Here is a 23828-nt window from a genome sequence, read left to right on the forward strand (position 1 = left end):
CGAGATAGGTGGAGACAATGACCCTTTGCAACGGTCGGGCCGCGCTGCGCGCGCTGGCGGCTGCTGCTGCGTTATGCAGCGCCGCGTTGTTGACGACGTCCCCCGCGCAGGCGGCGCCGGACGCCAGGTTCGTGCTCATCAGCCACGCGCCGGATTCCGACTCGTGGTGGAACACCATCAAGAATTCGATCAAGCAGGCCGACGAAGACTTCAACGTGCAGACCGACTATCGCAATCCGCCGAACGGGGATATCGCGGATATGGCGCGTCTGATCGAGCAGGCTGCCGCGCGCAATTACGACGGCGTCATCACCACCATCGCGGACTTCGACGTGCTGAAGAGCGCGATCAACAAGGTCACGGCGAAGAAGATTCCGCTCGTCACGATCAACTCCGGCACCGAAGAGCAAAGCGCGCAGCTCAACGCGATCATGCATATCGGCCAGCCGGAGTACGTGGCGGGCAAGGCCGCGGGCGAAAAGGCGAAGGCTGCCGGCATCAAGTCGTTCCTGTGCGTGAACCATCTGGCGACGAACACCGTTTCCTTCGATCGATGCCGTGGTTTCGCCGATGCCATCGGTGCGGACTACAAGGCCGCCACGCTCGACTCAGGCCAGGACCCGACGGAGATTCAGTCGAAGGTATCCGCGTATCTGCGCAATCATCCGGACACGCAAGCCGTGCTCACGCTCGGGCCGACGCCCGCATCTGCGACGCTCAAGGCCGTGGCGCAAATGGGCCTGCAAAACAAGCTCTATTTCGTGACCTTCGACTTCTCCGACGACATCGCGAAGGCGATCAAGGACGGCACGATCAAATTCGCGATCGACCAGCAGCCGTATTTGCAGGGCTATATTCCGGTGGCGGTGCTGGCCATCGTGAAGAAGGAACACACCACCGATCCCGCGAAAATCCGCCAGCTTCTCGAAGCGAACCCGAAGTTCAAGGCTCGCCTCGAAACGTATGGCCTTCAGCCTTCCTATGGGCCGAAGAACATTCGCTCGGGACCGGGTTTCATCACCAAAGAAAACCTCGACAAGGTCGTGAAGTACGCCGGGCAGTATCGCTGATGCACGGCTGACCTTCTTCGGGCGGCGGCATCCGCCGCCCGCGTTTCTCCCTCAGGATTTCCTGCTGCGTCCATGCGAGGACGCGGCAGGCACGCACGCATCGGTACTGCATTGCATTGATGTTTCAAGGAGCCATCATGGGCGTAGCCGGCAAGCACTATCCTCCACACGCGAACCCGCAGCAGGACAACGCCGATGCCGCAACGGACAAGGACAAGCCGTCCGACGAACGCGTGCGCCAGCAATCGTGGTTCGGGCATTTGCTGAATCGCCCGGAATTCGCCGCGATTTCGGGAACGGTGCTCGTGTTCCTCGTGTTCGGCTTCGGCGCGGGATCGTCGGGCATGTTCAATCTCGACGGCGTGATGAACTGGTCGCAGGTCGCCGCCTATCTCGGCTTGCTCGCGGTCGGTGCATGCCTGCTGATGATCGCGGGCGAGTTCGACTTGTCCATCGGCTCGATGATCGGCTTTGCCGGCATGATGGTCGCGCTGCCCTCGGTGTACTTTGATTGGCCGATATCGCTGTCGATTCTCTTCGCGTTCATCGCGTCGATGCTGCTCGGCGCATTGAACGGCTACCTCGTGATGCGCACGCGACTGCCGTCGTTCATCGTGACGCTCGCGTTTCTGTTCATCCTGCGCGGCCTCACGCTCGCGCTCTCGATCATGTTCGCGGATCGCACCATCATCTCGGGCGTCGGCGATCTTGCTCAAAAGGACTGGCTCGCCAACACGCTGTTTCATGGTGTCGCGCTGCACGGCTTCTTCACGTGGCTGGCGCATATGGGCATCGGCAGCCTGCTCGATAGCGGCGAACCGCTCGTGCCCGGCATACCGAAAGTCATCCTGTGGTGGCTCGCACTCGCGGCGATCGGCGCATTCGTGCTCGCGAAGACGCGCTACGGCAACTGGATTCTCGCAGTCGGCGGCGATGCGAATGCAGCGAAGAACGTCGGCGTGCCGGTCAAGCGCGTGAAGATATCGCTCTTCGTGCTCACCGCGTTCTGCTCGTGCCTGTTCGCGGTCCTGCAAGTGTGCGATATCGGATCGGCGGCGGCGGACCGCGGCCTGCAGAAAGAGTTCGAAGCGATCATCGCGGCGGTGATCGGCGGCACGCTGCTGACGGGCGGTTACGGCTCGGTCGTCGGCGCATGCTTCGGTGCGCTTATCTTTGGCGTCGTGCAGATCGGCATCACCTATACGAACGTGAGTTCCGACTGGTTCCGCGTGTTCCTCGGCGTGATGCTGCTGATTGCCGTGCTCTTCAATCACTACGTACGCCGTCGCGTATCGCAGGCTCAATGAGGGCGACCGCCATGAACGACGACAACATTCTCGCGCTGGAGAACGTCAGCAAGTTCTTCGGCAAGGTCATTGCACTGAACGGCGTGACGCTGCGCCTGCGGTGCGGCGAAGTGCACTGCCTGCTCGGCGATAACGGCGCGGGCAAGTCCACGCTCATCAAAACGCTGGCGGGCGTGCATGCGCCCTCTTCCGGCGAATATCTCGTCGATGGCAAGGCGGTGCATTTCGAATCGCCGAAGGAAGCACTCGATCTCGGCATCGCGACCGTGTATCAGGATCTGGCACTGGTGCCGCTCCTTTCCGTTGCGCGCAACTTCTTCATGGGCCGTGAACCGCAGAAGAAGCGCTTCGGCCTCTTCAGCGTGATGGACCTGGATCTTGCCGCCGAAACGTCGCGCGCCAAGCTCGCGGAAATGGGCATCAACGTGCGCGATCCGCATCAGCCCATCGGCACGATGTCCGGCGGCGAGAAGCAATGTCTCGCGATTGCACGCGCGATCCACTTCGGCGCGCGCGTGCTGATCCTCGACGAACCGACCGCCGCGCTCGGCGTGAAGCAGAGTTTCAACGTGCTGAAGCTCATTCACAAGGCGCGCGAGAAAGGCATCTCGGTGATTTTCATCACGCACAACGTGCATCACGCTTATCCGATTGGCGATTCGTTCACGCTTCTCAATCGCGGCCGCTCGATGGGCACGTTCACGAAGGACACCATCACGAAGAACGAAGTGCTCGACATGATGGCCGGCGGCGCGGAGATGCAGACGATGATCAGCGAACTCGAAGGCGCGACGATATGAGGACACGAGCCATGTCGACAGACTATCCATCACGCTTCGCGACGAACCGGACGCGCGACATCGTGTGTCTCGGCCGTCTTGCCGTCGATCTGTACGCGCAGCAGGTCGGCGCGCGGCTCGAAGACGTGTCCACGTTCGCGAAGTATCTGGGCGGCTCGTCGGCGAACATCGCTTTCGGATGCGCGCGACTCGGGCTGCAATCGTCGATGCTCGCGCGCGTCGGCAACGATCACATGGGGCGCTTTCTCACGGAGACGCTCGAACGCGAAGGCTGCGATGTGAGCCACGTTCGCATCGATCAGGACAGGCTCACTGCGCTCGTGCTGCTCGGCATCGAGGACCGCGATACCTTCCCGCTCGTGTTCTATCGTGAGAACTGCGCGGATATGGCGGTCGATGAAAGCGACTTCGATGAGGCGTATATCGCTTCATCGAAAGCCCTGCTCATCACCGGCACGCACTTCTCGACCGAGCAGGTCAATCGCACGAGCCGGCGCGCGCTCGACCATGCGCGCCGCAATGACGTTCGCACGATCCTCGACATCGACTATCGGCCCGTGCTGTGGGGCCTCACCGGAAAGGCGGATGGCGAAACGCGCTTCGTGGCGAACGAAGGCGTGACCGCACATTTGCAGCGCATTCTGCCGCTCTTCGATCTCGTGATCGGCACCGAAGAAGAGTTTCGCATTGCAGGCGGCAAGGACCGTCTGATCGATGCCCTCGCGATGGTCCGCGCGGTGACGAGCGCAACGCTCGTGGTGAAACGCGGGCCGCTCGGCTGCTCGATCATCGAAGGCGCGACGCCGGCGTCCATCGACGATGCGCCGATTCACGGCGGCGTCGAAGTGGAAGTGCTGAACGTGCTCGGCGCAGGCGATGCGTTCGCTTCAGGCTTCCTCTCCGGCTGGCTGCGGGACGAGCCGCTCGAAGCCTGCGCGCGTGCGGCGAACGCATGCGGTGCGCTCGTTGTCTCTCGACACGGCTGCGCGCCCGCGATGCCCACGCCCGCCGAACTCGATTACTTCCTCGCTGCTGCAAAAGAAGATCCGCTGCGCATGCGCCGGCCCGACAAGGACGCAACGCTCGCGCGGCTGCATCGCGTGAGTCCGGCGCGCAAACAGTGGGACGAAGTGCTGGGTTTTGCGTTCGATCATCGCAACCAGTTCTTCGAGCTTGCGCAGCAGGCGGGCGTCGATGAAACGCGCATCGCGACGCTGAAGGGCTTGTTCGTCGATGCCGTCGCGCAGACGGAAAGCGAACTCGGACTGGCGGGCCGCATCGGCGTGTTGATCGACGACCGCTACGGACAGGATGCGCTCAACGCGGCGACGGGACGCGGCTGGTGGATCGGCCGGCCGGTCGAATTGCCGGGTTCGATGCCGCTCGTGTTCGACCACGGACGATCGGTCGGCACGACGCTGATCGAATGGCCGCGCGAGCATGTCGCGAAGTGCCTCGTCCACTATCACCCCGATCATCCGCATGACGTGCGGCTCGAACAGGAAGCGCAACTGCGCGCACTCTACGACGCGGTGCAGGCAAGCGGCCACGAGTTGCTGCTCGAAGTGATCGTACCGAAGCACGGGCCGCCCGTAGAGGACGATACGGTCTACCGCGCGTTGAAGCGCCTCTATAACCTCGGGATATGCCCCGAGTGGTGGAAGCTCGAACCGATGAGCGCGCCGCAATGGCAAGCCATCGATGCGCTCATCGCCGAGCGCGATCCGTATTGCCGCGGCGTCGTGCTGCTCGGCTTGTCGGCGGGCGTCGAGCAGTTGCGCGAAGGTTTCATCGCGGCGGCATCGTCGAAAACGTGCAAGGGATTCACTGTCGGCCGCACGATCTTCCACGAACCGAGCCAGGCGTGGCTCACGGGCGGCATCGACGATCACGAACTCATCGCACGCGTGCGCCGCACATTCGAATCGCTGATTACGGCATGGCGCGACGCGCGGGCATCGTCGCAGGCGTCCATCGAACGAACTCAGGAGCAAGCCGCATGAACGTCGTCAGACTGACCGTTGCGCAAGCCCTCGTGCGCTATCTCGCCGCGTTGCGCACGGAGAATGGCGAGCCGCTATTCGGCGGCGTGTTCGCTATCTTCGGACATGGCAATGTCGCGGGCATGGGCGAGGCGCTTTATCGGCATCGCGAGGTATTGCCGACGTATCGCGCTCACAATGAACAGGCGATGGCGCACAGCGCGATTGCCTATGCGAAGGCGCATATGCGACGCCGCATGATGGCGGTGACGACGTCCATCGGCCCCGGCGCGACCAATCTCGTGACGGCGGCGGCCCTTGCACATGTGAACCGCCTGCCGGTGCTGCTGTTGCCGGGCGATATCTTCGTCTCGCGTGCGCCCGATCCTGTCCTGCAGCAAGTCGAAGATAGTCAGGATGGCGGATCATCCGCAAACGATGCGCTGAAAGCGGTCTCGCGATACTTCGATCGCATCGTGCATCCGGCTCAATTGCTGAGCGCTCTGCCCCGCGCGATTCGCGTGCTGACCGATGCCGCGCTGTGCGGTCCCGTCACGCTGGCGCTGCCGCAAGACGTGCAGGCGATGGCCTACGATTATCCCGCTTCGTTCTTCGAGCCGAGCACGGTCGACTTTCATGCGCCCGCTGCGTTGCCGCGTGAAATCCAACGCGCCGCCGCCATGCTGCGTGAATCGCGCGAGCCGTTGATCGTATCGGGCGGCGGCGTGCTTTACGGCCTCGCCAGCGATGCGCTGCGTGACTTCGCGCAACGGCATGGCGTGCCTGTCGCCGAAACGCAGGCGGGCAAAGGCGCTCTCGCTTGGGACGATGCGTTGAACGTGGGCGGCATCGGCGTGACGGGTTCATCGGCGGCCAACGAACTGGCGCATGCGAGCGATTGCGTGCTCGCCGTCGGCACGCGCTTGCAGGACTTCACGACCGGATCGAACACGCTATTCACGCAGGCGCGCCTCGTCGCAATCAACGCGAATCCATTCGATGCGCTCAAGCAGCACGCCGCCGCGATCGAAGCCGATGCGCGACTCGCACTGGATGCGCTGTCGCAAGCCCTCGGCGACTGGCGCGCATCGCCGCAATGGACGACGCGCGCGCATCGCGCGGCGAACGACTGGCGCGACACCGTCGCGCACGTGACGAACATGCCGCTGCCGGATGGAACATTGCCCCGCGAGGCGGACGTCATCGGCGCCGTGCAGCGTTCGGACGATGCGTCGGCTGCGAACGATATCGTCGTGTGCGCGGCGGGCACGCTCCCCGCCGATTTGCAAAAGCTCTGGCGCACCAGCACGCCGGGCGGCTATCACGTCGAATACGGCTATTCCTGCATGGGCTATGAAATCGCGGGCGGCGTCGGCGTGAAACTCGCGCGGCCGGAACGCGAAGTCATCGTGATCGTCGGCGACGGCAGCTATCTGATGATGAACAGCGAGCTGGCTACATCGGTGATGCTGGGTGCGAAGCTGATCGTCGTGCTGCTCGACAATCGCGGCTATGGCTGCATCAATCGCTTGCAGCAGGCGTGCGGCGGCGCTCCGTTCAACAATCTGCTCGACGATTGCAAGCACGGTTCATTAGGCATACCTAATATCGACTTCGCGATGCACGCCCGATCGATGGGCGCTCTGGCCGAGCACGTCGCCGACATCGACGAACTGCAAGCGGCGATGAAACGCGCGCGCGCGGCGGACCGCAGCTATCTGATTTCGATCGACACCGATCCCGCCCGCATCACCGAAGAAGGCGGCTGGTGGTGGGAAGTCGCGGTCCCGGAAGTGTCGGATCGCGATGCGGTCGTGTCCGCGCGGGCCGAGTACGAACGCGCGATCCGTGCGCGTCACGGCAACGACGACTAGACGAGGACGCACGTCATGACCCTGCAAGTCCGCATCGGAATCAATCCCTTGTCGTGGATGAACGACGACCTTCCCTCGCTCGGCGGCGAAACGCCGTTATCCGTCGCGCTGACCGAAGGCCGCGAGATCGGCTATGAAGGCTTCGAACTCGGCAACAAGTTTCCGCGCGAACCGCAAGCGTTGAAGGCGCTGCTCGCGCAATACGATTTAGCCCTTGTTTCAGGCTGGTATTCGGGCCGGCTCGCGCAACGCTGCGCGCAGGAAGAGATCGAAGCCGCCGGTCCGCATCTCGACCTGCTCGCGCAAAACGGCGCGACCGTCATGGTGTACGGGGAAGTCGCGGATTCCATTCAAGGCGCGCCTCGTCCGCTCTATCAACGGCCCCGCTTCTTCTCCGATGCCCAATGGTCGCAATACGCCGAGCGGCTCGACCGCTTCGCCGAATACACGCTGTCCAAGGGCGTGCGCGTCGCCTATCATCATCACATGGGCGCGTATGTCGAAACGCCCGCGGACGTGGACCGCCTGATGGCTTCGACGAGCGACGCCGTCGGCCTGCTTTTCGACGCGGGCCACATTACGTTCGCCGGCGGCGATGCGGTCACGACGCTGCAAAAGCATATCGCCCGCGTGTGCCATGTGCATTGCAAGGACGTGCGCCCAGAAATCGTGAAGCTCGCGCGCAACCGTAACTGGAGCTTTCTCGATGCCGTCATCAATGGCGCGTTCACGGTGCCGGGCGATGGCGCAGTGGATTACGCGGGCATCGTCGCGTGTCTGGCGAGGCACGATTATCGCGGCTGGCTCGTGGTCGAAGCGGAGCAGGACCCCGTGATCGCGCCGAGCCGTGCGTATGCCGAAAAGGGATACCGCACGCTGCGCGGGCTCGTCGACGCAACGCATCAGCACAATTCGAAGGAGGCCGCATGAGCCTGCTAGTGAAAGCATCGCGTGAAGGGCAGACCATCACGCGCGTCACACCGGATTCCGCGGGCTGGAAGCACGCTGGCTTCGCGGCGTATCGTCTCGACGCGGGCGACGTCATTCATGTCTACGACGCGGACCGCGAAAGCTGCATCGTCGTGTTGACGGGCACGGTGAGCGTCGAAGCCGGCGATGAGCATTGGCCCTCGATCGGCTCGCGTGACAGCGTGTTCGAAGATGCCGCGCCGTATGCCGTCTATGTGCCGCCGAAGCTCGCCGCGATCGTGCGGGCCGAGCGCGAATCGGAGATCGGCGTGGCGAGCGCGCCGGCGAAGGGCGTGTATCCGCCGCGGCTCATCACACCCTCGCAAATGGCGCGCTCGACGCGCGGCAAGCACGCGAATACGCGCTACGTCTGCGATATTCTTCCGCAGACCGAGCCTGCCGAATCGCTGCTCGTGGTGGAAGTGAGAACGCCGGGCGGGCATGCCTCGAGTTATCCGCCGCACAAGCACGACCGGGACAACGTGCCGGCCGAGAGCGCGCTGGAAGAGACGTATTACCATCGGCTGGACCCGCCGCAAGGCTTCGCGTTCCAGCGCGTTTATACCGATGAACGCGATCTCGATGAAACGATGTCGGTCGAGGACCGCGACGTGGTGATGGTGCCGCGCGGCTATCATCCGGTCGTCGTGCCTTATGGCTACGACAATTACTACCTCAACGTGATGGCGGGAGAGAAGCGCACGTGGCACTTCAAGAACGATCCGAAGCATGAGTGGATCGTGGAGAAAGATGCCAAAGAGTGAGCGTCAGCCCACCGCGAGCCAATCGCGTACCACGTCGTCGCGCCGCGCCAGTTCCGTAAGCGGCCCATCGAACTGCACTGCGCCATGCCCCATCACGGCGACGCGCGCATCGAGCACGCGCGCGATCGTCAGGCGTTCTTCGATCAGGAGCATCGCGACACCGCGCGAGCGCAGCGCCAACAGCGCCTGCGCCACCTGTCCGATCACACGCGGCGCGAGTCCTTCGCCCGGCTCGTCGATGACGATCAGCGCCGGATCACCCATCAGCGTACGCGCCAGCGCGAGCATTTGCTGCTCGCCGCCCGACAGCGCGCCGGCCTTCACCGTCGCGCGTTCGAGCAAGGACGGAAAGAGCCCGTAGGCATCGTCGAGCGTGAACCGCGCGCCCTTCTTTTCTCCGAGCGCGAGATTCTCGCGCACGCTCAGCGTCGGAAAGACATCACGCGTTTCGGGCACATAGCCGATACCCAGCCGTGCGATGCGAAACGCACGCAAGCCGACGAGCGGCACGCCGCGAAACCGCATGTCGCCCTCGCATCGCACAAGGCCCATGATGGCCTTCGCGAGGGTCGAACGCCCCGATCCGTTGCGTCCGGCGAGCGCGACCGCTTCGCCCTCGCGTATCGCGAGTTGCACGCCATGCAGCACTTGCGCCGCGCCGTACCACGCGCGCAAGCCGTCGATGTGCAGCAGTTCGCTCATGGCGCCGCCCCGAGATAGGCTTCCTGCACGTCGGCGTTCAGGCGTATCGCGGCGGGCGTATCGGAGGCAATCACGCGGCCTCGCACCAGCACCGAAATGCGATCCGCGAGCGCGAACACCGCGTCCATATCGTGTTCGACGACGAGCAGCGTGCGGCCTTCCGTCGTCGCGCGAATCAACGAGAGTGCGCGGGCAGCCTCCGCGCGATTCATGCCCGCAGTCGGCTCGTCGAGCAGGATCAGCGGCGCGTCGGTGGCGAGCGCGATGCCGAGATCCAGCGCGCGCTGCTCCGCATAGGCGAGGCGCGCGGCGGCATCGTCGGCGCGAGAAGACAAGCCGATCGCATCGAGCATCGCGCGAGCGCGATCATCGATCGCCCGGGAATGCAGCCAGCGATCCACCACGCGCGCCGAACCCGCGCCCAGCGCCGCGCAACGCAGGTTGTCGAGCACCGAGAGACCGCCGAACACGCTCGTCGTCTGGAAGCTGCGGGCGAGCATGCGGCTCACGCGTTGCGGCGGCCGCCCGGTAATGTCGACGCCTCGCGCGACGATGCGTCCTTCGTCGGGCCGCGTGCGTCCGGAGATCACGTCGAAGAGCGTCGATTTGCCCGCGCCGTTCGGACCGATGATCGCGTGCCGCTCGCCCTGCGCCATGTGCAGATCGACGCCGCGCAGAACGTCGGTCGCGCCGAAGCGTTTGACGACGCCGCGTAGGTCGAGCGCGGCGGTCATCGTACGGTTCTCCGTCGCGTGAGCCACATGGCCAGCATCGCGAGCGGCAGCGCGACGAGCCACATCATGCGCGGCATGTTTTCGCGCGCATACAGCGTCTCGATCACGACGACCGCCGCCACGCCCCCGGCAAGCGCGCTCATCAGGCGAAGCGCGACTGTGCGCGCACCGCCCGCGAAGCAGCCGGCGACGCCATCCGGCGACGCCACGACCACCCACATGAATAGAAGCCCGAGATACATCGGCCATGCGGCGGACACACTCGCCACCGCGACGCTCACGAACGTCAGCAGCACCGCGCCGATCACCGGCCCGAAGAACGATCCTGTCCCGCCGATCACCGTCGCCACGAGCACACTGGTCGAACGCGCGAGGCCGACGCTTTCCGCCGACACCAGTTCCACATTGATCAGCGACAGCACGCCCGCGATGCCCGCGAAGAACGCCGATACGACGAGCATTCTGAAGCGCACGCCGCGCGGCGCGAAGCCGATCGCCGCCGCGCGGGCCGGGTTGTCGCGCACGGCGTTGGCCAGGCGGCACATCGGCGTGCGCGAGAACGCGAACATCGCGATCGACGACACCACGCACCAGCACGCGATCAGCGCGTACGCCTGCCGCAGCGGCCCGAAGGTCCACGCAAACAACGAAGGGCCGCTCGCCCGATCGATCGTCACGCCTGCTTCGCCGCCGAACCAGCCCGGCACGAGCCACACGCTTGCCGCGACGAGTTCGCCGATGCCGAGCGTGATCATCGCGAACGGCGTGCCGGCGCGTGGCGTCGAAATCGCGCCGATCGGCAAGGCGACGAGCGCAGCCGCGCAGCCACCGGCGAGAGGCAACAGCGGCAACGGCACGCCGAACGCATTGAACGCGTGCGCGGCGGCGAACGCGCCGAGTCCCGCATAGACCGCATGGCCGAACGACAACAGGCCGGTTTCGCCGAGCAAGAGGTTGTAGGAGAGCGCGAAGACGATGAGCGTCGCCGTCTGCGCGAGATAGGCGAGCAGCCACGATTGATCGATGAACAACGGCGGCAGCGCGAGCACTGCGATGAGCGCGATGAACTTAAGCATCGCTTGCACGTTCGCCAAGCAAGCCGTGCGGCCGCGCGGCGAGCATCGCGACGAGCAGCGCATAGGGCAGCACCGGCGCGAGTTGCGCCACGGTCAGCGCCGCCCACGCATCGGGCAAGCTCAGTCCGAACGAGGCCGCGATGCTCCCCGCCGATGCCGTCGATCCCACCGAAAACGTCTGCACGCAGCCGATCACGAGCGATGCGATCAACGCCCCCGCCAGCGATCCGATCCCGCCGATCACGACGACGACGAACACGATCGGCCCCATCGCATCGGCCATCGCGGGTTCGACGACGGCGAGCGGCGCGCCGATCACGCCTGCGAGCGCGGCCAGCGCGCAGCCGCCGGCGAAGACCGTCGTGAAGATGCGCGGCACGTCGTGGCCGAGCGTTTCGACGGTGGCGGGATGCGTCAATGCCGCGCGCACGATAAGGCCCGTCTTCGAGAGACGCAGCGCAATGGCGAGCGCGGCGAGCATTGCAATCGAGAGCGTCATCATGAACACGCGATAACGCGGAAACGCTGCGCCGTAGAGCGTGAAGAGCGGGCCATCGAGCAGAGGCGGAATGGCCGCGGGCACGGGGCCGAGTCCCCAGATCAGCTTCACGCCTTCGCCGATGACCATCGCCGCGCCGAAAGTCAGCAGCAGTTCAGCGAGCGCGCCGCGCTGATGCACGCGCCTGAGAAGGTATCGCTCGAAGATCGCGCCGAGCACGCCCACGACGACCGGCGCGATCACGAGCGCGCCCCAGTAGCCGAGATGAACCGCGAGCGCCTGCGCCACGTAGGCGCCGAGCATGTAGACGCTCGCGTGCGCGAAGTTGAGCACGCCGAGCATCGAAAAGATCAGCGTAAGACCCGCCGACAGCATGAAAAGCAGCAGCCCGACGCTCACGCCGTTGAGCAGGTTGACGATGAACCACTGAAGCAAGACGAAGCCCTCAAGCGTGGACGAGCGGCTTCAACGCAGCGACGAGCGGCGCGGGCAACGGCACCGGCCGGCGCGTCACGCGATTCACGTACACATGCACGAAATGCCCTTGCGCGGCCGCTTCTTCCGAGTCTTCGGCGAAGATCGCGACTTCATAGCGCACGCTCGTGTTGCCGAGCTTTTCGATGCGCAAGCCTGCATCGATACGCTGCGGAAATACGACCGATGCGAAGAAGTTGCAGCGCGTCTCGACGACGAGCCCGATCGTCTCCCCTTCGCTGAAATCGAGCACGCCGGCGCGCAGCAGATACTCGTTCACCACGGTATCGAAGTAGCTGTAATAGACGACGTTGTTCACATGCCCGTAGACGTCGTTATCGGACCAGCGCGTGCTGATCGACAGGAAGTGCGGATAGTCCGCCCGCGTGGTCCGTACCGGCTTGTTCATCGTTCAGAGCGACTCCGTCAGCATGCGCCGATAGTCCTCGGCGCTTGCCTCGCGCGGATTCGTCTTGTGGCAGTGATCCGCCAGCGCGCCCTTCACGACCTTGTCGAACATGGACGCATCGACGCCCATCTGCGACAGACGCGTCGGCAGGCCGAGGCGCTCGGTCATGTCGTGCACGGCTTGCGCGACATCGGCGTCATCGGCGAGGTTCATCACGCGGCGCATGCGGGCAAAGCGCCGCTCGGCCACCACCGTCGGCGCGCTTTCGTTGAAGCGAAGCACCGCCGGCAGCACGACCGCGTTCAGCGTGCCGTGATGCAGCGACGTGCGCCCGTTCACCGCGAGGCCGCCCAGCGGATGCGACAGCGAATGCACGCAGCCGAGGCCCTTCTGAAACGCCATCGCGCCCTGCATAGATGCGGACATCATGTTGAGACGCGCGTCGCGGTCCTGACCGTCGTGCGTCGCGCGCTCGATGTTGGCCCAGGCGCGCTCGAGGCCATCGAGCGCGATGCCATCGGCGGGCGGATTGAACGCGGGCGCCAGAAAAGTTTCGATGCAATGCGCGATCGCGTCCATGCCGGTCGCGGCCGTGAGTCCGGGCGGCAGGCCGAGCGTCAGCGCGGGATCGCAGACCGCAGACTTCGGCAGCAGATGCCACGAGTGAAAGCCGAGCTTGCGCCCGTCGTTCAGGATGATGATCGCGCCGCGCGCCACTTCGCTGCCCGTTCCCGATGTGGTCGGCACCGCGATCAGCGGCGCGGCGCGCTCGGTGATCTTGCCGCTGCCGCCTTCGATGGTCGCGTACGTGGTGAGCGGCTCGTCGTGCGTCGCCGCGATGGCGACGCCCTTCGCCAGATCGATCGACGATCCGCCGCCCACCGCGATCAGACCGTCGCAGCCTTCGCGTTTGTATTGATCGGCGGCTTGCATGACCATCGCTTCGGTCGGATTCGACGGGGTCTCGTCGAACACGGGCAGCGCGCCGAGCTGCGCGCTTTCGACGACGCGCGCCGCCAGCCCCGCCGCCGCGACGCCCTTGTCCGTGATGACGAGCGGCCGCTTGATGCCGATGCGCTCGCATTCGCTGTGGAGCATCGCGAGCGAGTCATAGCCGAGATGGATATGCGTCAGATAGAAGATGAAGGCCATGGCGGGCGACGATTCCTAACGCAGGGTGGATAGTGCGGCCATGTTAGGAGCCGCGCGGCGCGCGTGTCAATCGGGTATCGGCGTGGAGCCGGTCAACGCGCGGCGAGCGCGCGCACTTCGTCGGTGAACCGCTCGACGGTCTCTTGCGCCGTGTCCCATGCGCACATCAGGCGGCAGCCGCCCGAGCCGATGAACTGATAGAACCGCCAGCCCTTCGCGCGCAGCCCCGCCGAAACCTGCGGCGGCAGTTCCGCGAACACCGCGTTCGACTGCGGCTTGAAGAGCACGTTGACGCCGGGGATACCGGCGAGACGCTCGGCCATCAGTTGCGCCATCGCGTTGGAATGGCGGGCGTTGCGCAGCCAGACGTCGTTATCGAGCAGACCGAGCCACGGCGCGGAGATGAAGCGCATCTTCGAAGCGAGTTGCCCCGCCTGCTTCAGGCGATACGCGAAATCGGCGGCGAGCGCCTTGTCGAAGAACACGACCGCCTCGCCCACCGGCAAGCCGTTCTTCGTGCCGCCGAAGCAGAGCACGTCGACGCCCGCGCGCCACGTGATCTCCGACGGATGCACGTTCAGCGTCGCGACCGCATTCGCGAAACGCGCCCCGTCCATGTGGACTTTCAGATGCCGGCGCTTCGCGATGGCCGCGATCGCGCGCACTTCCTCGACGGTGTAGACCGTGCCGACTTCGGTGGCCTGCGTGAGCGCGACGACCTTGGGCTTCGGGTAGTGGATATCGGCGCGCTTCGTCACCAGCTCTTCGATGGCGTCCGGCGTGAGCTTGCCGTTCTCGCCCTTCGCGGTGAGTAATTTCGAGCCGCCGGAGAAGAACTCGGGGCCGCCGCATTCGTCGGTTTCGATATGCGCGAGTTCGTGGCAAATGACCGAGTGATACGACTGACACAGCGACGCCAGCGCGAGCGAATTGGCCGCCGTGCCGTTAAAGACGAAGAACACTTCGCAGTCGGTCTGGAACAGGTCGCGGATGCGGTCGCAGACGCGTGCCGTCCACGAATCGTCGCCATAAGCGGGTTCGTGTCCGCTCGTGTTCGCCTCGACGAGCGCGGCGAGCGCTTCGGGGCAGATGCCGGCGTAGTTGTCGGAGGCGAAGTGTTGCGTGAGATGCGTGGGCGCTGTCATGGGATCGCTTTGATGGCTGTTGACTCAGGCGCATGTACCAGGCTCGCGCCACGAATTGCCGGCCATTTTAGCGGTTGGCCGCGCGGTCCCGCTGCATGGGTCCGCGCGGCCTGCCGGGTGTTACTTCGCTGCCGGTGCGCTTGCCGCCGCGGCCTGCTGCGCCTTCTTCTCCTTCTTGTTCGCTTCGTGATGGCCGATCGCGCAGCCGCCGACCGCGCCCGCCGTGCCGTGCTTGCCGGCCACGTGACCCGCGACGCCGCCTACCGCCGCGCCTTCCAGACAGCCCTTCGCCTGCACGGCGCCGGTCGCGGTGATCATCGTGGCGGCCAGCAGCATCGATGCGAACTTGCGATTCATCATTCATCTCCTTCGTCGTTGGGATGAACGACCATTTGCACGCGCTGTGCCTGACAAACCGTAATGCAAAACGGCCCGGTCGACGTGAGCCGACCGGGCCGCTTCATCCTGCTTGCTGCTTTACCGCGATGCTCAGAGCTGCTGCTGCACCCAGCCCGTCACGCCGGCGAGCGCCGCCGGCAGCTTCGACGGCTCGGTGCCGCCCGCTTGCGCCATGTCGGGACGTCCGCCGCCCTTGCCGCCCACTTGCTGCGCGACGAAGTTGACGAGTTCGCCCGCCTTCACCTTCTTCGATGCATCCGGCGTCACGCCTGCTATCAGGCTGACCTTGCCGCCATCGACCGAAGCGAGCACGATGGCCGCGCTCTTCAGCTTGTCCTTCAGCTTGTCGACGGTTTCGCGCAGCGTCTTCACGTCGGCGCCTTCGAGTTGCGCGGCGAGCACCTGCACGCCGGCCACCTCGACGGCTTGCGAGACGAGCTCATCGCCCTGGCTCGATGCGAGCTTCGACTTGAGCGCCGACAGTTCCTTCTCCAGCGACTTCACGTGCTCCTGAACCTGCGCGATGCGCTGCGTGAGTTCGGCGGGCTGCGCCTTCAGCACGTTCGCGGCGGCGTTGATGCGCGCGTCGAGTTCCTGCACGTAGCGCACGGCGTTGTCGCCGGTGATGGCTTCGACGCGGCGAATGCCCGCCGCCACGCCGCCTTCCATCACGATCTTGAAGAAGCCGATGTCGCCGGTGCGCTGCACGTGCGTGCCGCCGCACAGTTCGCGCGAGAAGCCGAGGTCGAGCACGCGCACGGTGTCGCCGTATTTCTCGCCGAAGAGCGCCATTGCGCCGCCCTTCACGGCTTCGTCGTAAGGCATCACGCGCACGACGCCCGGCGCATTCGCGATGATTTCCGCATTGACGATTTCCTCGACGCGGCGGATTTCGTCGTCCGTCATCGGCGCGTTGTGCGCGAAGTCGAAGCGGGTTTTATCGGCATCGACGAGCGAGCCCTTCTGCTGCACGTGGCCGCCGAGCACTTCGCGCAACGCCTTGTGCATCAGGTGCGTGGCCGAGTGGTTGCGCGCGGTGCGGGCGCGGCGGATGGCGTCGATCTGCGCCTTCACCACGTCGCCGACCTTCAGCGTGCCTTGCGCGACCGTGCCGTGATGGCCGACGACATCCGCTTGCACCTTCAGCGTGTCGGCCACTTCGAAGCGCGTGGCGGCGTTCACGAGCACGCCCTGATCGCCCGCCTGACCGCCGGATTCCGCGTAGAACGGCGTGTGATCCAGCACGACCACGGCCTGCTGGCCGTGAGCCGCCTCCTTCACCGATGCGCCTTCGACATAGATCGCGACGATTTTCGCGTCGTCGAAGATGTCCTTCTCGTAGCCGTGGAACGTGGTCTTCGCGCCCGAGTACTCCAGCCCCGCTGCGAGCTTGAACTTGCCGGCCGCGCGGGCCTGATCGCGCTGGCGGGCCATTGCGTCGTCGAACGCGGGTTCGTCGACGGTCACGCCGCGCTCGCGGCACACGTCCGCGGTCAAATCGAGCGGGAAGCCGTAGGTGTCGTGCAGCTTGAACGCGAGTTCGCCGTCCAGTTGCTTGACGCCCTTCTTTTCCAGTTCGGCGAGTTCGCCTTCGAGAATCGACATGCCGTGTTCGATCGTCTCGAAGAAGCGCTCTTCTTCCTGGCGAAGCACGTCGGTCACGCGCTGCTGCGCATCCTTCAGTTCCGGATACGCCGCGCCCATCTCGGCGACGAGATCGGCCACCAGCTTGTGGAAGAACGCGCCCTTCTTGCCGAGCTTGTAGCCGTGGCGGATCGCGCGGCGCACGATACGGCGCAGCACATAGCCGCGGCCTTCGTTGCCGGGGATCACGCCGTCGACGATCAGGAACGAGCACGCGCGGATATGGTCGGCGATGACCTTCAGCGAGTTGTTCTCGAGATCGGCGGTGCTGGTTTCGCGGGCGGCGGCCTTGATGAGCGTCTGAAAGAGATCGATCTCGTAGTTGCTGTGCACGTGCTGGAGCACCGCTGCCAGACGTTCGAGGCCCATGCCGGTATCGACGCACTGCTTGGGCAGCGGCGTCATGTTGCCCTGGGCGTCGCGGTTGAACTGCATGAACACGAGATTCCAGATCTCGATGAAGCGGTCGCCGTCTTCCTCAGGCGATCCCGGCGGGCCGCCCCAGATTTCCGGGCCGTGGTCGTAGAACACTTCGGAGCACGGACCGCACGGGCCGGTGTCGGCCATCTGCCAGAAGTTGTCCGATGCGTAGCGCGCGCCCTTGTTGTCGCCGATGCGAATGATGCGCTCGACCGGCACGCCGATTTCCTTCGCCCAGATGTCGAAGGCTTCGTCGTCTTCCTGATAGACGGTGACGGTGAGCTTCTCCGGCGGCAGCATGTAGACCTTGGTCAACAGCTCCCAGCAATAGTGGATGGCGTCGCGCTTGAAGTAGTCGCCGAACGAGAAGTTGCCGAGCATCTCGAAGAACGTGTGATGACGCGCGGTATAGCCGACGTTCTCGAGATCGTTATGCTTGCCGCCCGCGCGCACGCTGCGCTGCGCGGTGGTCGCCCGCGAATAGGGCCGCGATTCCGCGCCGAGGAACACGTCCTTGAACTGGACCATGCCCGAGTTGGTGAAAAGCAGCGTCGGGTCGTTGCCGGGCACGAGGCTCGACGAGCGGACGATCGTGTGACCCTTCGATTCGAAAAACTTCAGGAATTTCTCGCGTATTTCGGCGGCTTTCATGGCGTACGGGGCTTTTTGCGTTTCTGCTGGTTTTCTGACGAAGCCTTTTCGAAGCCCGTGAACCGGGGCTCCGGCAAGACTAAAAGTAAGTTTTTGATTATACGGGATTGGCCCGTTGCCACCGCGCCCGTCAACCCTGCTGCGTTAAGCTTGCACCTGGCCCGCTCAACCACCGTTGAGCAGTCGAAACCGAACAAAAACCGGAGACAAAGCCTGTGGGAGCGTTAAGTCACATCCGCGTACTGGACCTGACCCGCGTGCTGGCGGGGCCGTGGTGCGCCCAGACCTTGAGCGACCTCGGCGCGGACGTCATCAAGATCGAGCGGCCGCAAACCGGCGACGACACGCGTCATTGGGGTCCGCCGTACCTGAAGACAGCCGGCGGCGCGGACACCCGCGAAGCCGCCTATTACCTCGCGGCGAACCGCAACAAGCGTTCGGTGACGGTCGATATCGCCACGCCCGAAGGCCAGCGGATCGTGCGCGAACTGGCCGCACAGAGCGATGTCGTGCTGGAGAACTACAAGGTCGGCCAGTTGAAGAAGTACGGGCTCGATTACGCGTCGCTGAAAGCGGTGAAGCCGGACATCGTCTATTGCTCGGTGACGGGCTTCGGGCAGACCGGGCCGTATGCGCAGCGCGCGGGCTACGACTTCATCATTCAGGGCATCGGCGGCTTCATGAGCATTACCGGCGAGCGTGACGGCCAGCCGGGCGGCGGGCCGCAGAAGGCCGGCGTCGCGATCGCCGATCTGATGACCGGCATGTACGCGACAGTCGGCGTGCTTGCGGCGCTGGCGCATCGGGACCGGACGGGCGAAGGGCAATACATCGACATGGCGCTGCTCGATGTCCAGGTCGCGATGCTCGCGAACATGAACACGAATTTTTTGGCGAGCGGCAAGCCGCCGGTGCGCTGGGGCAACGCGCATCCGAACATCGTGCCGTATCAGACGTTCCAGACGAGCGATGGATGGATCATCGTCGCCGTCGGCAACGACGGCCAGTTCCGCAAGTTCGTCGAAGCGGGCGGACGCGCCGAACTCGCCGACGATGCGCGCTTCGCAGCCAACCCGTCGCGCGTGCGCAACCGCGACGTGCTCGTGCCGATCCTCGCGGACATGGTGCGCGCGCGCGGCAAGCACGAATGGCTCGCGGCGCTCGAAGCGGCGGGCGTGCCGTGCGGGCCGATCAACGATCTCGGGGAAGTCTTCGACGATCCTCAGGTGATCGCCCGTCAGATGCAGATCGATCTGCCGCATCCCGAAGCGGGCGCGGTGAAGCTCGTCGCCAATCCGATCAAGATGAGCGCGACGCCGCCCGAAGCGCGCACGCATCCGCCGATGCTGGGCGAGCATACGGGCAGCGTGCTGTCGGACGTGCTGGGGTACGACGAGGCGCGCATCGCGCAGTTGCGGGAATCGAAGGTGATCTGAGGCTCGGTGCGATGCGCTCCCGCCGGCCCGCGCCGGAGCGCATCGGCCTGATGCGCCCTTTAGCGCGCCGTTACCGCGTCCCCGCCCCTATCAGGCCGCCCGCCGCCGCGCCCGCGATGGTTCCCACGGGCCCGCCCGTCAGCACGTAGCCGAGCGCGCCGCCCGCGCCCGCGCCGATGGCCGCGTGAGCCTGCTGGCGTGACAATCCCGAGCACGCGGCAAGGCTGGAAACGAGTGCAGCGGCAGCCGCGAGCTTCATGGTCGTGATGGCGATCTTCTTCATGGTCGAAATCCTTGTGTTGTCGTTGTGATGTCTTGTCCGTCCTGCGTCCGGAATCACGGCGCTTTCGAAAGCCGCCGGAATCGAACTTGGCGACGCGATCTTAAAATTCTCGGAACGCCGCCCACAAGCCGATTTACGTCCCGTTACCGTCGTTACGATCGGCGCGCTCCCCATCCCGCCGCCTGACGCCGCAACCACGCCCGTCGCGGTTGCGTAAGGTAGAATCGTCCCGATATTCAATGCATTCGAACGCGTTCTAGCCGCGACGAACGTTTCCCGAACCGATTCCCCACGCAGCAGCACGTTGGCACTCTTCTCCGCATGAACACCGATCGCAACGACGCCCCGGCGCCATCCAATTTCATCCGCAACATCATCGAAGACGACAACCGCTCGGGCAAATGGGCGCAGCGCGTCGAGACGCGCTTTCCGCCCGAGCCGAACGGCTACCTGCACATCGGCCATGCGAAGAGCATTTGCGTGAACTTCGGGCTGGCCGCGGACTATGGCGGCGTCTGCCACCTGCGTTTCGACGATACGAATCCCGAGAAGGAAAGCGTCGAATACGTCGATTCCATCATAGACGCCGTGAAGTGGCTCGGCTTCGACTGGAACAAGGACGGCCGCGAGCACAAGTACTTCGCGAGCGACTACTACGACAAGCTGTATGAGTTCGCCGAGAAGCTCATCGAAAAAGGCCAGGCGTATGTCGACAGCCAGAGCGCCGAAGAGATGCGCGCGACGCGCGGCTCGGCCACCGAAGCCGGCATCAACTCGCCGTATCGCAGCCGCACGCCCGAGGAAAACCTCGACCTCTTCCGCCGCATGAAGGCGGGCGAGTTCAAGGAAGGCGAGCACGTGCTGCGCGCGAAGATCGACATGGCGTCGCCGAACTTCAACATGCGCGATCCGGTGATCTACCGCATCCGCTTCGCGCATCATTACCGCACGGGCGACAAGTGGTGCATCTACCCGATGTACGACTACGCGCACTGCGTATCGGATGCGCTCGAGAACATCACGCACTCGCTGTGCACGCTGGAATTCGAGGATCATCGGCCGCTTTACGACTGGTTCCTCGCACAACTCGCCGACGACGGCGTGTTCGCGCGTCCGCTGCCGCAGCAAATCGAGTTTTCGCGGTTGAACCTCACGTATGCGATCACCAGCAAGCGCAAGCTGCTGCAGCTCGTGCAGGACAATCACGTCGAAGGCTGGGACGATCCGCGCATGCCGACCATCGTCGGCGTGCGGCGGCGCGGCTTCACGCCGGAAAGCATCCGGCTGATGGTGGAGCGCGTCGGCGTGACGAAGGTCGATTCGTGGATCGACATGAGCATCCTCGAAGGCGCGCTGCGCGACGATCTCGACGAAAAAGCGCCCCGCGCGATCGCCGTGCTCGATCCGCTGAAGCTCATCATCGACAACTATCCGGAAGGACAGACCGACGAGTGCAGCGCACCGGTGCATCCCCATCATGCGGATCGCGGCACGCGCACCTTCCCGTTCTCGCGCGAGCTGTGGATCGAGCGCGAAGACTTCCAGGAAACGCCGCCTAAGGGCTACTTCCGCCTGTTCCCCGGCAACAAGGTGCGCCTCAAATACGGCTTCGTCGTGGAATGCACCGGCGCGGACAAGGACGAAAACGGCAACGTGATCGCCGTCCACTGCAACTACTTCCCCGACAGCAAGTCCGGCACGGATGGCGCGAACGCGTACAAGGTCAAGGGCACGATTCACTGGGTCAGCGCGGCCACGGCCTATGCCGCCGAAGTCCGCATCTACGACCGGCTGTTCAAGGAACCGCAACCCGGCGCGGGCGGCGCGGAGTTCCTGGATGCGCTCAACCCGGCATCGAAGCGCGTCGTGAACGCGTATCTCGAACCGAGCGCCCGCGAAGCGTTGCCCGAAGACCGCTTCCAGTTCGAGCGGCACGGCTACTTCGTCGCGGATCGCGTCGATTCGCAGCCGGGCAAGCCGGTGTTCAACCGCATCGTCAGCCTGCGCGACAGCTGGGGCAAGCCGGCCTGAGGCCGGCCGCATCGCCTGAAGGACGCCGCACGGCCATGCGGCGTCCGCCTGCCGCAACGAAGTCGAGCAAGACCCCGCCGCTTCAAGCGAGGACATCATGAAGCTGCCGCATTGCCCCTTGCCCCGCCGCCTGCGCGCGCAGCGCGTTTCATGCGCGATTGCCGCCGCGCTCTCGTTCGCGGCCCTGCCCGTTCATGCCGCCACCGCTACCGAGATCAGCTCGGCGCAGACGCTCGTCGATCACATGCCGCCATCGGCGACGCTGCGCAAGATCGCGGAGAACGGCGCGATCGTGCTCGGCGCGCGGGAATCGTCGATTCCGTTTTCGTACATGGTCAAGCAGCAGCCGACGGGCTACTCGTATGCGATCGCGCTCAAGGTCGTCGACGAGGTCAAGCGCCGGCTCATGATGCCGAATCTCACGGTGAAGCACGTGGTCGTGACGTCCGCGAACCGCATCTCGTACGTGGTCAACAATCAGGTCGATCTCGAATGCGGCTCGACTGCGCATCTCGCGGAACGCGATCCGCTCGTCGCGTTCTCGAACAGCTTCTTTCGATACGGCATCCGCATGGCGGTGAAGCGCAAATCGGGCATTCGCGATTACGCCGATCTCGCGGGCAAGACCGTCGCGACGACGGCGGGCACATCCGACGAGCGCATCCTTCGGCAAATGACGATGGAGCGCAAGCTCAACATGCGCATCATCAGCGCGCGCGATCACGCCGAAGGCTTCGCCGCGCTGAAGAACGATCGCGCCGTCGCGTTCGTGATGGACGATCCGCTGCTGTACGGGCAAATCGCCGAGCAAGGCGCGGCGCGCCATGAATACATGGTGACGGGCGAATCGCTTGCGAACGAGACGTACGGCTGCATGATGCGCAAGGGCGATCCCGTGTTCAAGCGCATCGTCGACGACGTGATCGCGAACATGCAGCGCTCCGGCGAAGCCACGAAGCTCTACGATGCCTGGTTCATGCAGCCGATCCCGCCGGCCGGCATCAACCTGCAATTCCCGATGTCGGCGGAGATGAAGGCGCTTTTCGCGAATCCCAACGACCGCACGATCGACTGATCCCCTTCCCCGCCTCGTTCAGTCGAGCGATTCGTTCAGCTCGGCAAGCGACAGCGTGCTTTGAAAGAGGCGCGCGAGGCTGCGGCTTGCAAAGCGGTCGACGTCGTCCGGGCTGACCCAGCGGTAAGCATCCATTTCGGGGATCATCGTGCCGTCGCCGTAGCGCGGGAAATAGGACTCGCACACGCACTTCGCGAGGTCCACCTCGCCGTCCGCCACGCGCACGGCGAACAGATGCAGATCCTTGTCCCGCCGATAGACGAAGCGCCCCAGATCCTTCAGATGCGCGAGCCGTTCCGGCGACAGCACGATGCCCGTCTCCTCGACGAGTTCGCGCAACGCGGCATCGCGCGGACTTTCGCCGGGATCGGCCTGGCCCTTGGGCACGTCCCAATGCGTGGTCTCGGTCGCGTGGCAGAGCAGCACATCGCCGTGCGGGTTCAGGATGACCACGCCGCACGATACGGTGCGGCCGGTCATCGCGCGTCAACTCCGGCCGCGATCATTGCTTCCTGAGCTTCCACTTGCCGTCGGCCTGCTTGCAGGCCGTGGGCGTCCAGGTCTGCGTCTGCCCTTTCGCGTTCGCGACGAGCGTGACCTTCCGGCATTGCATGCCGTCCGCTTCGAAGGTTTCGTGTGGCGTCACCGTGCCATTGACCGGCACCGGGTTGCCCGCGCCCTCGTTGTTCCAGTCGAGCGATTCGCCGGGCTTCTTTGAGTCGAGCGCGACTTGAGCGGCCTTGTTGAGGGCCTGCAGGTCGCGCTGCTTCATATAGGTGATCGGCGTATTGTTCAGAAAGCCGAGATTGGCGGCGAATGCGCCTGCGCTCGACGCAGCGAGCGCGGCGGCCGCGATCGTCCGGATGCAGGCTCGAGCAAGCGCTCGTTGATGAATCGACATGGAAAATCTCCTCGTTGCAAGGTGATCCGGC

The 23828-nt window shown here is 64.8% G+C and carries 22 protein-coding genes; 10 read left to right on the forward strand and 12 right to left on the reverse strand.

Annotation, left to right across the window (positions count from 1 at the left end; translation table 11 throughout):
- The first annotated feature begins 17 nt into the window (after positions 1-17).
- From BG57_RS00720 to iolB, 7 genes are all read left to right on the forward strand, one after another.
- Positions 18-1070 (forward strand): sugar ABC transporter substrate-binding protein, encoded by a 1053-nt coding sequence (locus BG57_RS00720; RefSeq protein ID WP_035959501.1) that lies wholly within the window; start codon positions 18-20, stop codon positions 1068-1070.
- Positions 1071-1207: 137 nt separating this feature from the next.
- Positions 1208-2377, forward strand: coding sequence for an ABC transporter permease (locus BG57_RS00725; protein ID WP_035959503.1), 1170 nt, complete (start codon positions 1208-1210; stop codon positions 2375-2377).
- Between the two features lie 11 nt (positions 2378-2388).
- A complete protein-coding gene (locus tag BG57_RS00730) occupies positions 2389-3177 on the forward strand; it encodes an ATP-binding cassette domain-containing protein (protein WP_152562473.1) in 789 nt (262 codons plus the stop codon).
- Between the two features lie 11 nt (positions 3178-3188).
- Positions 3189-5180: a bifunctional 5-dehydro-2-deoxygluconokinase/5-dehydro-2-deoxyphosphogluconate aldolase gene (locus BG57_RS00735; RefSeq protein ID WP_052005544.1), complete on the forward strand. Its 1992-nt coding sequence runs from the start codon at positions 3189-3191 to the stop codon at positions 5178-5180.
- Positions 5177-7033, forward strand: coding sequence for a 3D-(3,5/4)-trihydroxycyclohexane-1,2-dione acylhydrolase (decyclizing) (iolD, locus tag BG57_RS00740; protein ID WP_174447176.1), 1857 nt, complete (start codon positions 5177-5179; stop codon positions 7031-7033). The genes BG57_RS00735 and iolD overlap by 4 nt, the downstream gene beginning before the upstream one ends.
- A gap of 15 nt (positions 7034-7048) precedes the next feature.
- A complete protein-coding gene (gene iolE / locus BG57_RS00745; RefSeq protein WP_035959508.1) occupies positions 7049-7963 on the forward strand; it encodes a myo-inosose-2 dehydratase in 915 nt (304 codons plus the stop codon).
- Complete coding sequence (gene iolB / locus BG57_RS00750) at positions 7960-8766, forward strand: 5-deoxy-glucuronate isomerase (RefSeq protein ID WP_035959509.1); 807 nt, start codon at positions 7960-7962, stop codon at positions 8764-8766. The genes iolE and iolB overlap by 4 nt, the downstream gene beginning before the upstream one ends.
- A 3-nt stretch (positions 8767-8769) precedes the next feature.
- Here iolB and BG57_RS00755 read toward each other — a convergent pair whose 3' ends face one another.
- From BG57_RS00755 to alaS, 9 genes are all read right to left on the reverse strand, one after another.
- Complete coding sequence (locus BG57_RS00755; RefSeq protein ID WP_035959511.1) at positions 8770-9468, reverse strand: ABC transporter ATP-binding protein; 699 nt, start codon at positions 9466-9468, stop codon at positions 8770-8772.
- Positions 9465-10202, reverse strand: coding sequence for an ABC transporter ATP-binding protein (locus BG57_RS00760; RefSeq protein ID WP_035959512.1), 738 nt, complete (start codon positions 10200-10202; stop codon positions 9465-9467). The genes BG57_RS00755 and BG57_RS00760 overlap by 4 nt, the downstream gene beginning before the upstream one ends.
- Positions 10199-11278, reverse strand: a complete 1080-nt coding sequence (locus tag BG57_RS00765; RefSeq protein ID WP_052005567.1) for a branched-chain amino acid ABC transporter permease — start codon at positions 11276-11278, stop codon at positions 10199-10201. Before BG57_RS00765 ends, BG57_RS00760 begins: the two co-directional genes overlap by 4 nt.
- Entirely contained in the window at positions 11271-12152 is an 882-nt protein-coding gene (locus BG57_RS00770) for a branched-chain amino acid ABC transporter permease (protein WP_052005568.1), read from the reverse strand. Before BG57_RS00770 ends, BG57_RS00765 begins: the two co-directional genes overlap by 8 nt.
- Before the next feature lie 70 nt (positions 12153-12222).
- Positions 12223-12660, reverse strand: coding sequence for an acyl-CoA thioesterase (locus BG57_RS00775; protein ID WP_035959516.1), 438 nt, complete (start codon positions 12658-12660; stop codon positions 12223-12225).
- 3 nt (positions 12661-12663) lie between these two features.
- Positions 12664-13812 carry an iron-containing alcohol dehydrogenase gene (locus tag BG57_RS00780; RefSeq protein WP_035959517.1) on the reverse strand — a complete coding sequence of 383 codons (1149 nt, stop codon included), beginning with the start codon at positions 13810-13812 and terminating at the stop codon, positions 12664-12666.
- 92 nt (positions 13813-13904) lie between these two features.
- A complete protein-coding gene (locus BG57_RS00785) occupies positions 13905-14957 on the reverse strand; it encodes a threonine aldolase family protein (protein ID WP_035959519.1) in 1053 nt (350 codons plus the stop codon).
- Positions 14958-15077: 120 nt separating this feature from the next.
- A complete protein-coding gene (locus BG57_RS00790; RefSeq protein WP_035959839.1) occupies positions 15078-15314 on the reverse strand; it encodes a hypothetical protein in 237 nt (78 codons plus the stop codon).
- 132 nt (positions 15315-15446) lie between these two features.
- Positions 15447-18071 carry an alanine--tRNA ligase gene (gene alaS, locus BG57_RS00795; RefSeq protein ID WP_035959520.1) on the reverse strand — a complete coding sequence of 875 codons (2625 nt, stop codon included), beginning with the start codon at positions 18069-18071 and terminating at the stop codon, positions 15447-15449.
- 215 nt (positions 18072-18286) lie between these two features.
- Here alaS and BG57_RS00800 point away from each other — a divergent pair, with 215 nt between their 5' ends.
- Positions 18287-19507, forward strand: coding sequence for a CaiB/BaiF CoA transferase family protein (locus BG57_RS00800; protein ID WP_035959521.1), 1221 nt, complete (start codon positions 18287-18289; stop codon positions 19505-19507).
- Positions 19508-19577: 70 nt separating this feature from the next.
- Here BG57_RS00800 and BG57_RS00805 read toward each other — a convergent pair whose 3' ends face one another.
- On the reverse strand, positions 19578-19790 hold the full coding sequence (locus tag BG57_RS00805) for a hypothetical protein (RefSeq protein ID WP_035959522.1): 213 nt from the start codon (positions 19788-19790) through the stop codon (positions 19578-19580).
- Positions 19791-20111: 321 nt separating this feature from the next.
- Between BG57_RS00805 and BG57_RS00810 the strand changes: the two genes are divergently transcribed.
- Positions 20112-21821, forward strand: a complete 1710-nt coding sequence (locus BG57_RS00810; RefSeq protein ID WP_035959523.1) for a glutamine--tRNA ligase/YqeY domain fusion protein — start codon at positions 20112-20114, stop codon at positions 21819-21821.
- A 97-nt stretch (positions 21822-21918) separates the two neighbouring features.
- Complete coding sequence (locus BG57_RS00815; RefSeq protein ID WP_035959525.1) at positions 21919-22896, forward strand: transporter substrate-binding domain-containing protein; 978 nt, start codon at positions 21919-21921, stop codon at positions 22894-22896.
- Positions 22897-22914: 18 nt separating this feature from the next.
- On the opposite strand, the gene BG57_RS00820 is transcribed toward BG57_RS00815, so the two are convergent.
- On the reverse strand, positions 22915-23376 hold the full coding sequence (locus BG57_RS00820) for an NUDIX hydrolase (RefSeq protein ID WP_035959526.1): 462 nt from the start codon (positions 23374-23376) through the stop codon (positions 22915-22917).
- 22 nt (positions 23377-23398) lie between these two features.
- Positions 23399-23797: an RT0821/Lpp0805 family surface protein gene (locus tag BG57_RS00825; RefSeq protein ID WP_035959527.1), complete on the reverse strand. Its 399-nt coding sequence runs from the start codon at positions 23795-23797 to the stop codon at positions 23399-23401.
- Between the last annotated feature and the right edge of the window lie 31 nt (positions 23798-23828).

This window comes from Caballeronia grimmiae (genome assembly GCF_000698555.1).
GTDB classification, from domain to species: Bacteria; Pseudomonadota; Gammaproteobacteria; order Burkholderiales; family Burkholderiaceae; genus Caballeronia; species Caballeronia grimmiae.

Coding starts and splice junctions, on each gene's coding strand:
- BG57_RS00760 (WP_035959512.1), bottom strand. CDS start 10,202: ATGACCGCCGCGCTCGACCTACGCGGCGTCGTCAAACGCTTCGGCGCG.
- BG57_RS00820 (WP_035959526.1), bottom strand. CDS start 23,376: ATGACCGGCCGCACCGTATCGTGCGGCGTGGTCATCCTGAACCCGCAC.
- iolE (WP_035959508.1), top strand. CDS start 7,049: ATGACCCTGCAAGTCCGCATCGGAATCAATCCCTTGTCGTGGATGAAC.
- BG57_RS00730 (WP_152562473.1), top strand. CDS start 2,389: ATGAACGACGACAACATTCTCGCGCTGGAGAACGTCAGCAAGTTCTTC.
- BG57_RS00725 (WP_035959503.1), top strand. CDS start 1,208: ATGGGCGTAGCCGGCAAGCACTATCCTCCACACGCGAACCCGCAGCAG.
- BG57_RS00805 (WP_035959522.1), bottom strand. CDS start 19,790: ATGAAGAAGATCGCCATCACGACCATGAAGCTCGCGGCTGCCGCTGCA.
- BG57_RS00735 (WP_052005544.1), top strand. CDS start 3,189: ATGTCGACAGACTATCCATCACGCTTCGCGACGAACCGGACGCGCGAC.
- BG57_RS00755 (WP_035959511.1), bottom strand. CDS start 9,468: ATGAGCGAACTGCTGCACATCGACGGCTTGCGCGCGTGGTACGGCGCG.
- BG57_RS00780 (WP_035959517.1), bottom strand. CDS start 13,812: ATGGCCTTCATCTTCTATCTGACGCATATCCATCTCGGCTATGACTCG.
- BG57_RS00770 (WP_052005568.1), bottom strand. CDS start 12,152: ATGCTGTCGGCGGGTCTTACGCTGATCTTTTCGATGCTCGGCGTGCTC.
- iolD (WP_174447176.1), top strand. CDS start 5,177: ATGAACGTCGTCAGACTGACCGTTGCGCAAGCCCTCGTGCGCTATCTC.
- BG57_RS00810 (WP_035959523.1), top strand. CDS start 20,112: ATGAACACCGATCGCAACGACGCCCCGGCGCCATCCAATTTCATCCGC.
- iolB (WP_035959509.1), top strand. CDS start 7,960: ATGAGCCTGCTAGTGAAAGCATCGCGTGAAGGGCAGACCATCACGCGC.
- BG57_RS00815 (WP_035959525.1), top strand. CDS start 21,919: ATGAAGCTGCCGCATTGCCCCTTGCCCCGCCGCCTGCGCGCGCAGCGC.
- BG57_RS00765 (WP_052005567.1), bottom strand. CDS start 11,278: ATGCTTAAGTTCATCGCGCTCATCGCAGTGCTCGCGCTGCCGCCGTTG.
- BG57_RS00720 (WP_035959501.1), top strand. CDS start 18: ATGACCCTTTGCAACGGTCGGGCCGCGCTGCGCGCGCTGGCGGCTGCT.
- BG57_RS00775 (WP_035959516.1), bottom strand. CDS start 12,660: ATGAACAAGCCGGTACGGACCACGCGGGCGGACTATCCGCACTTCCTG.
- BG57_RS00825 (WP_035959527.1), bottom strand. CDS start 23,797: ATGTCGATTCATCAACGAGCGCTTGCTCGAGCCTGCATCCGGACGATC.
- alaS (WP_035959520.1), bottom strand. CDS start 18,071: ATGAAAGCCGCCGAAATACGCGAGAAATTCCTGAAGTTTTTCGAATCG.
- BG57_RS00785 (WP_035959519.1), bottom strand. CDS start 14,957: ATGACAGCGCCCACGCATCTCACGCAACACTTCGCCTCCGACAACTAC.
- BG57_RS00790 (WP_035959839.1), bottom strand. CDS start 15,314: ATGAATCGCAAGTTCGCATCGATGCTGCTGGCCGCCACGATGATCACC.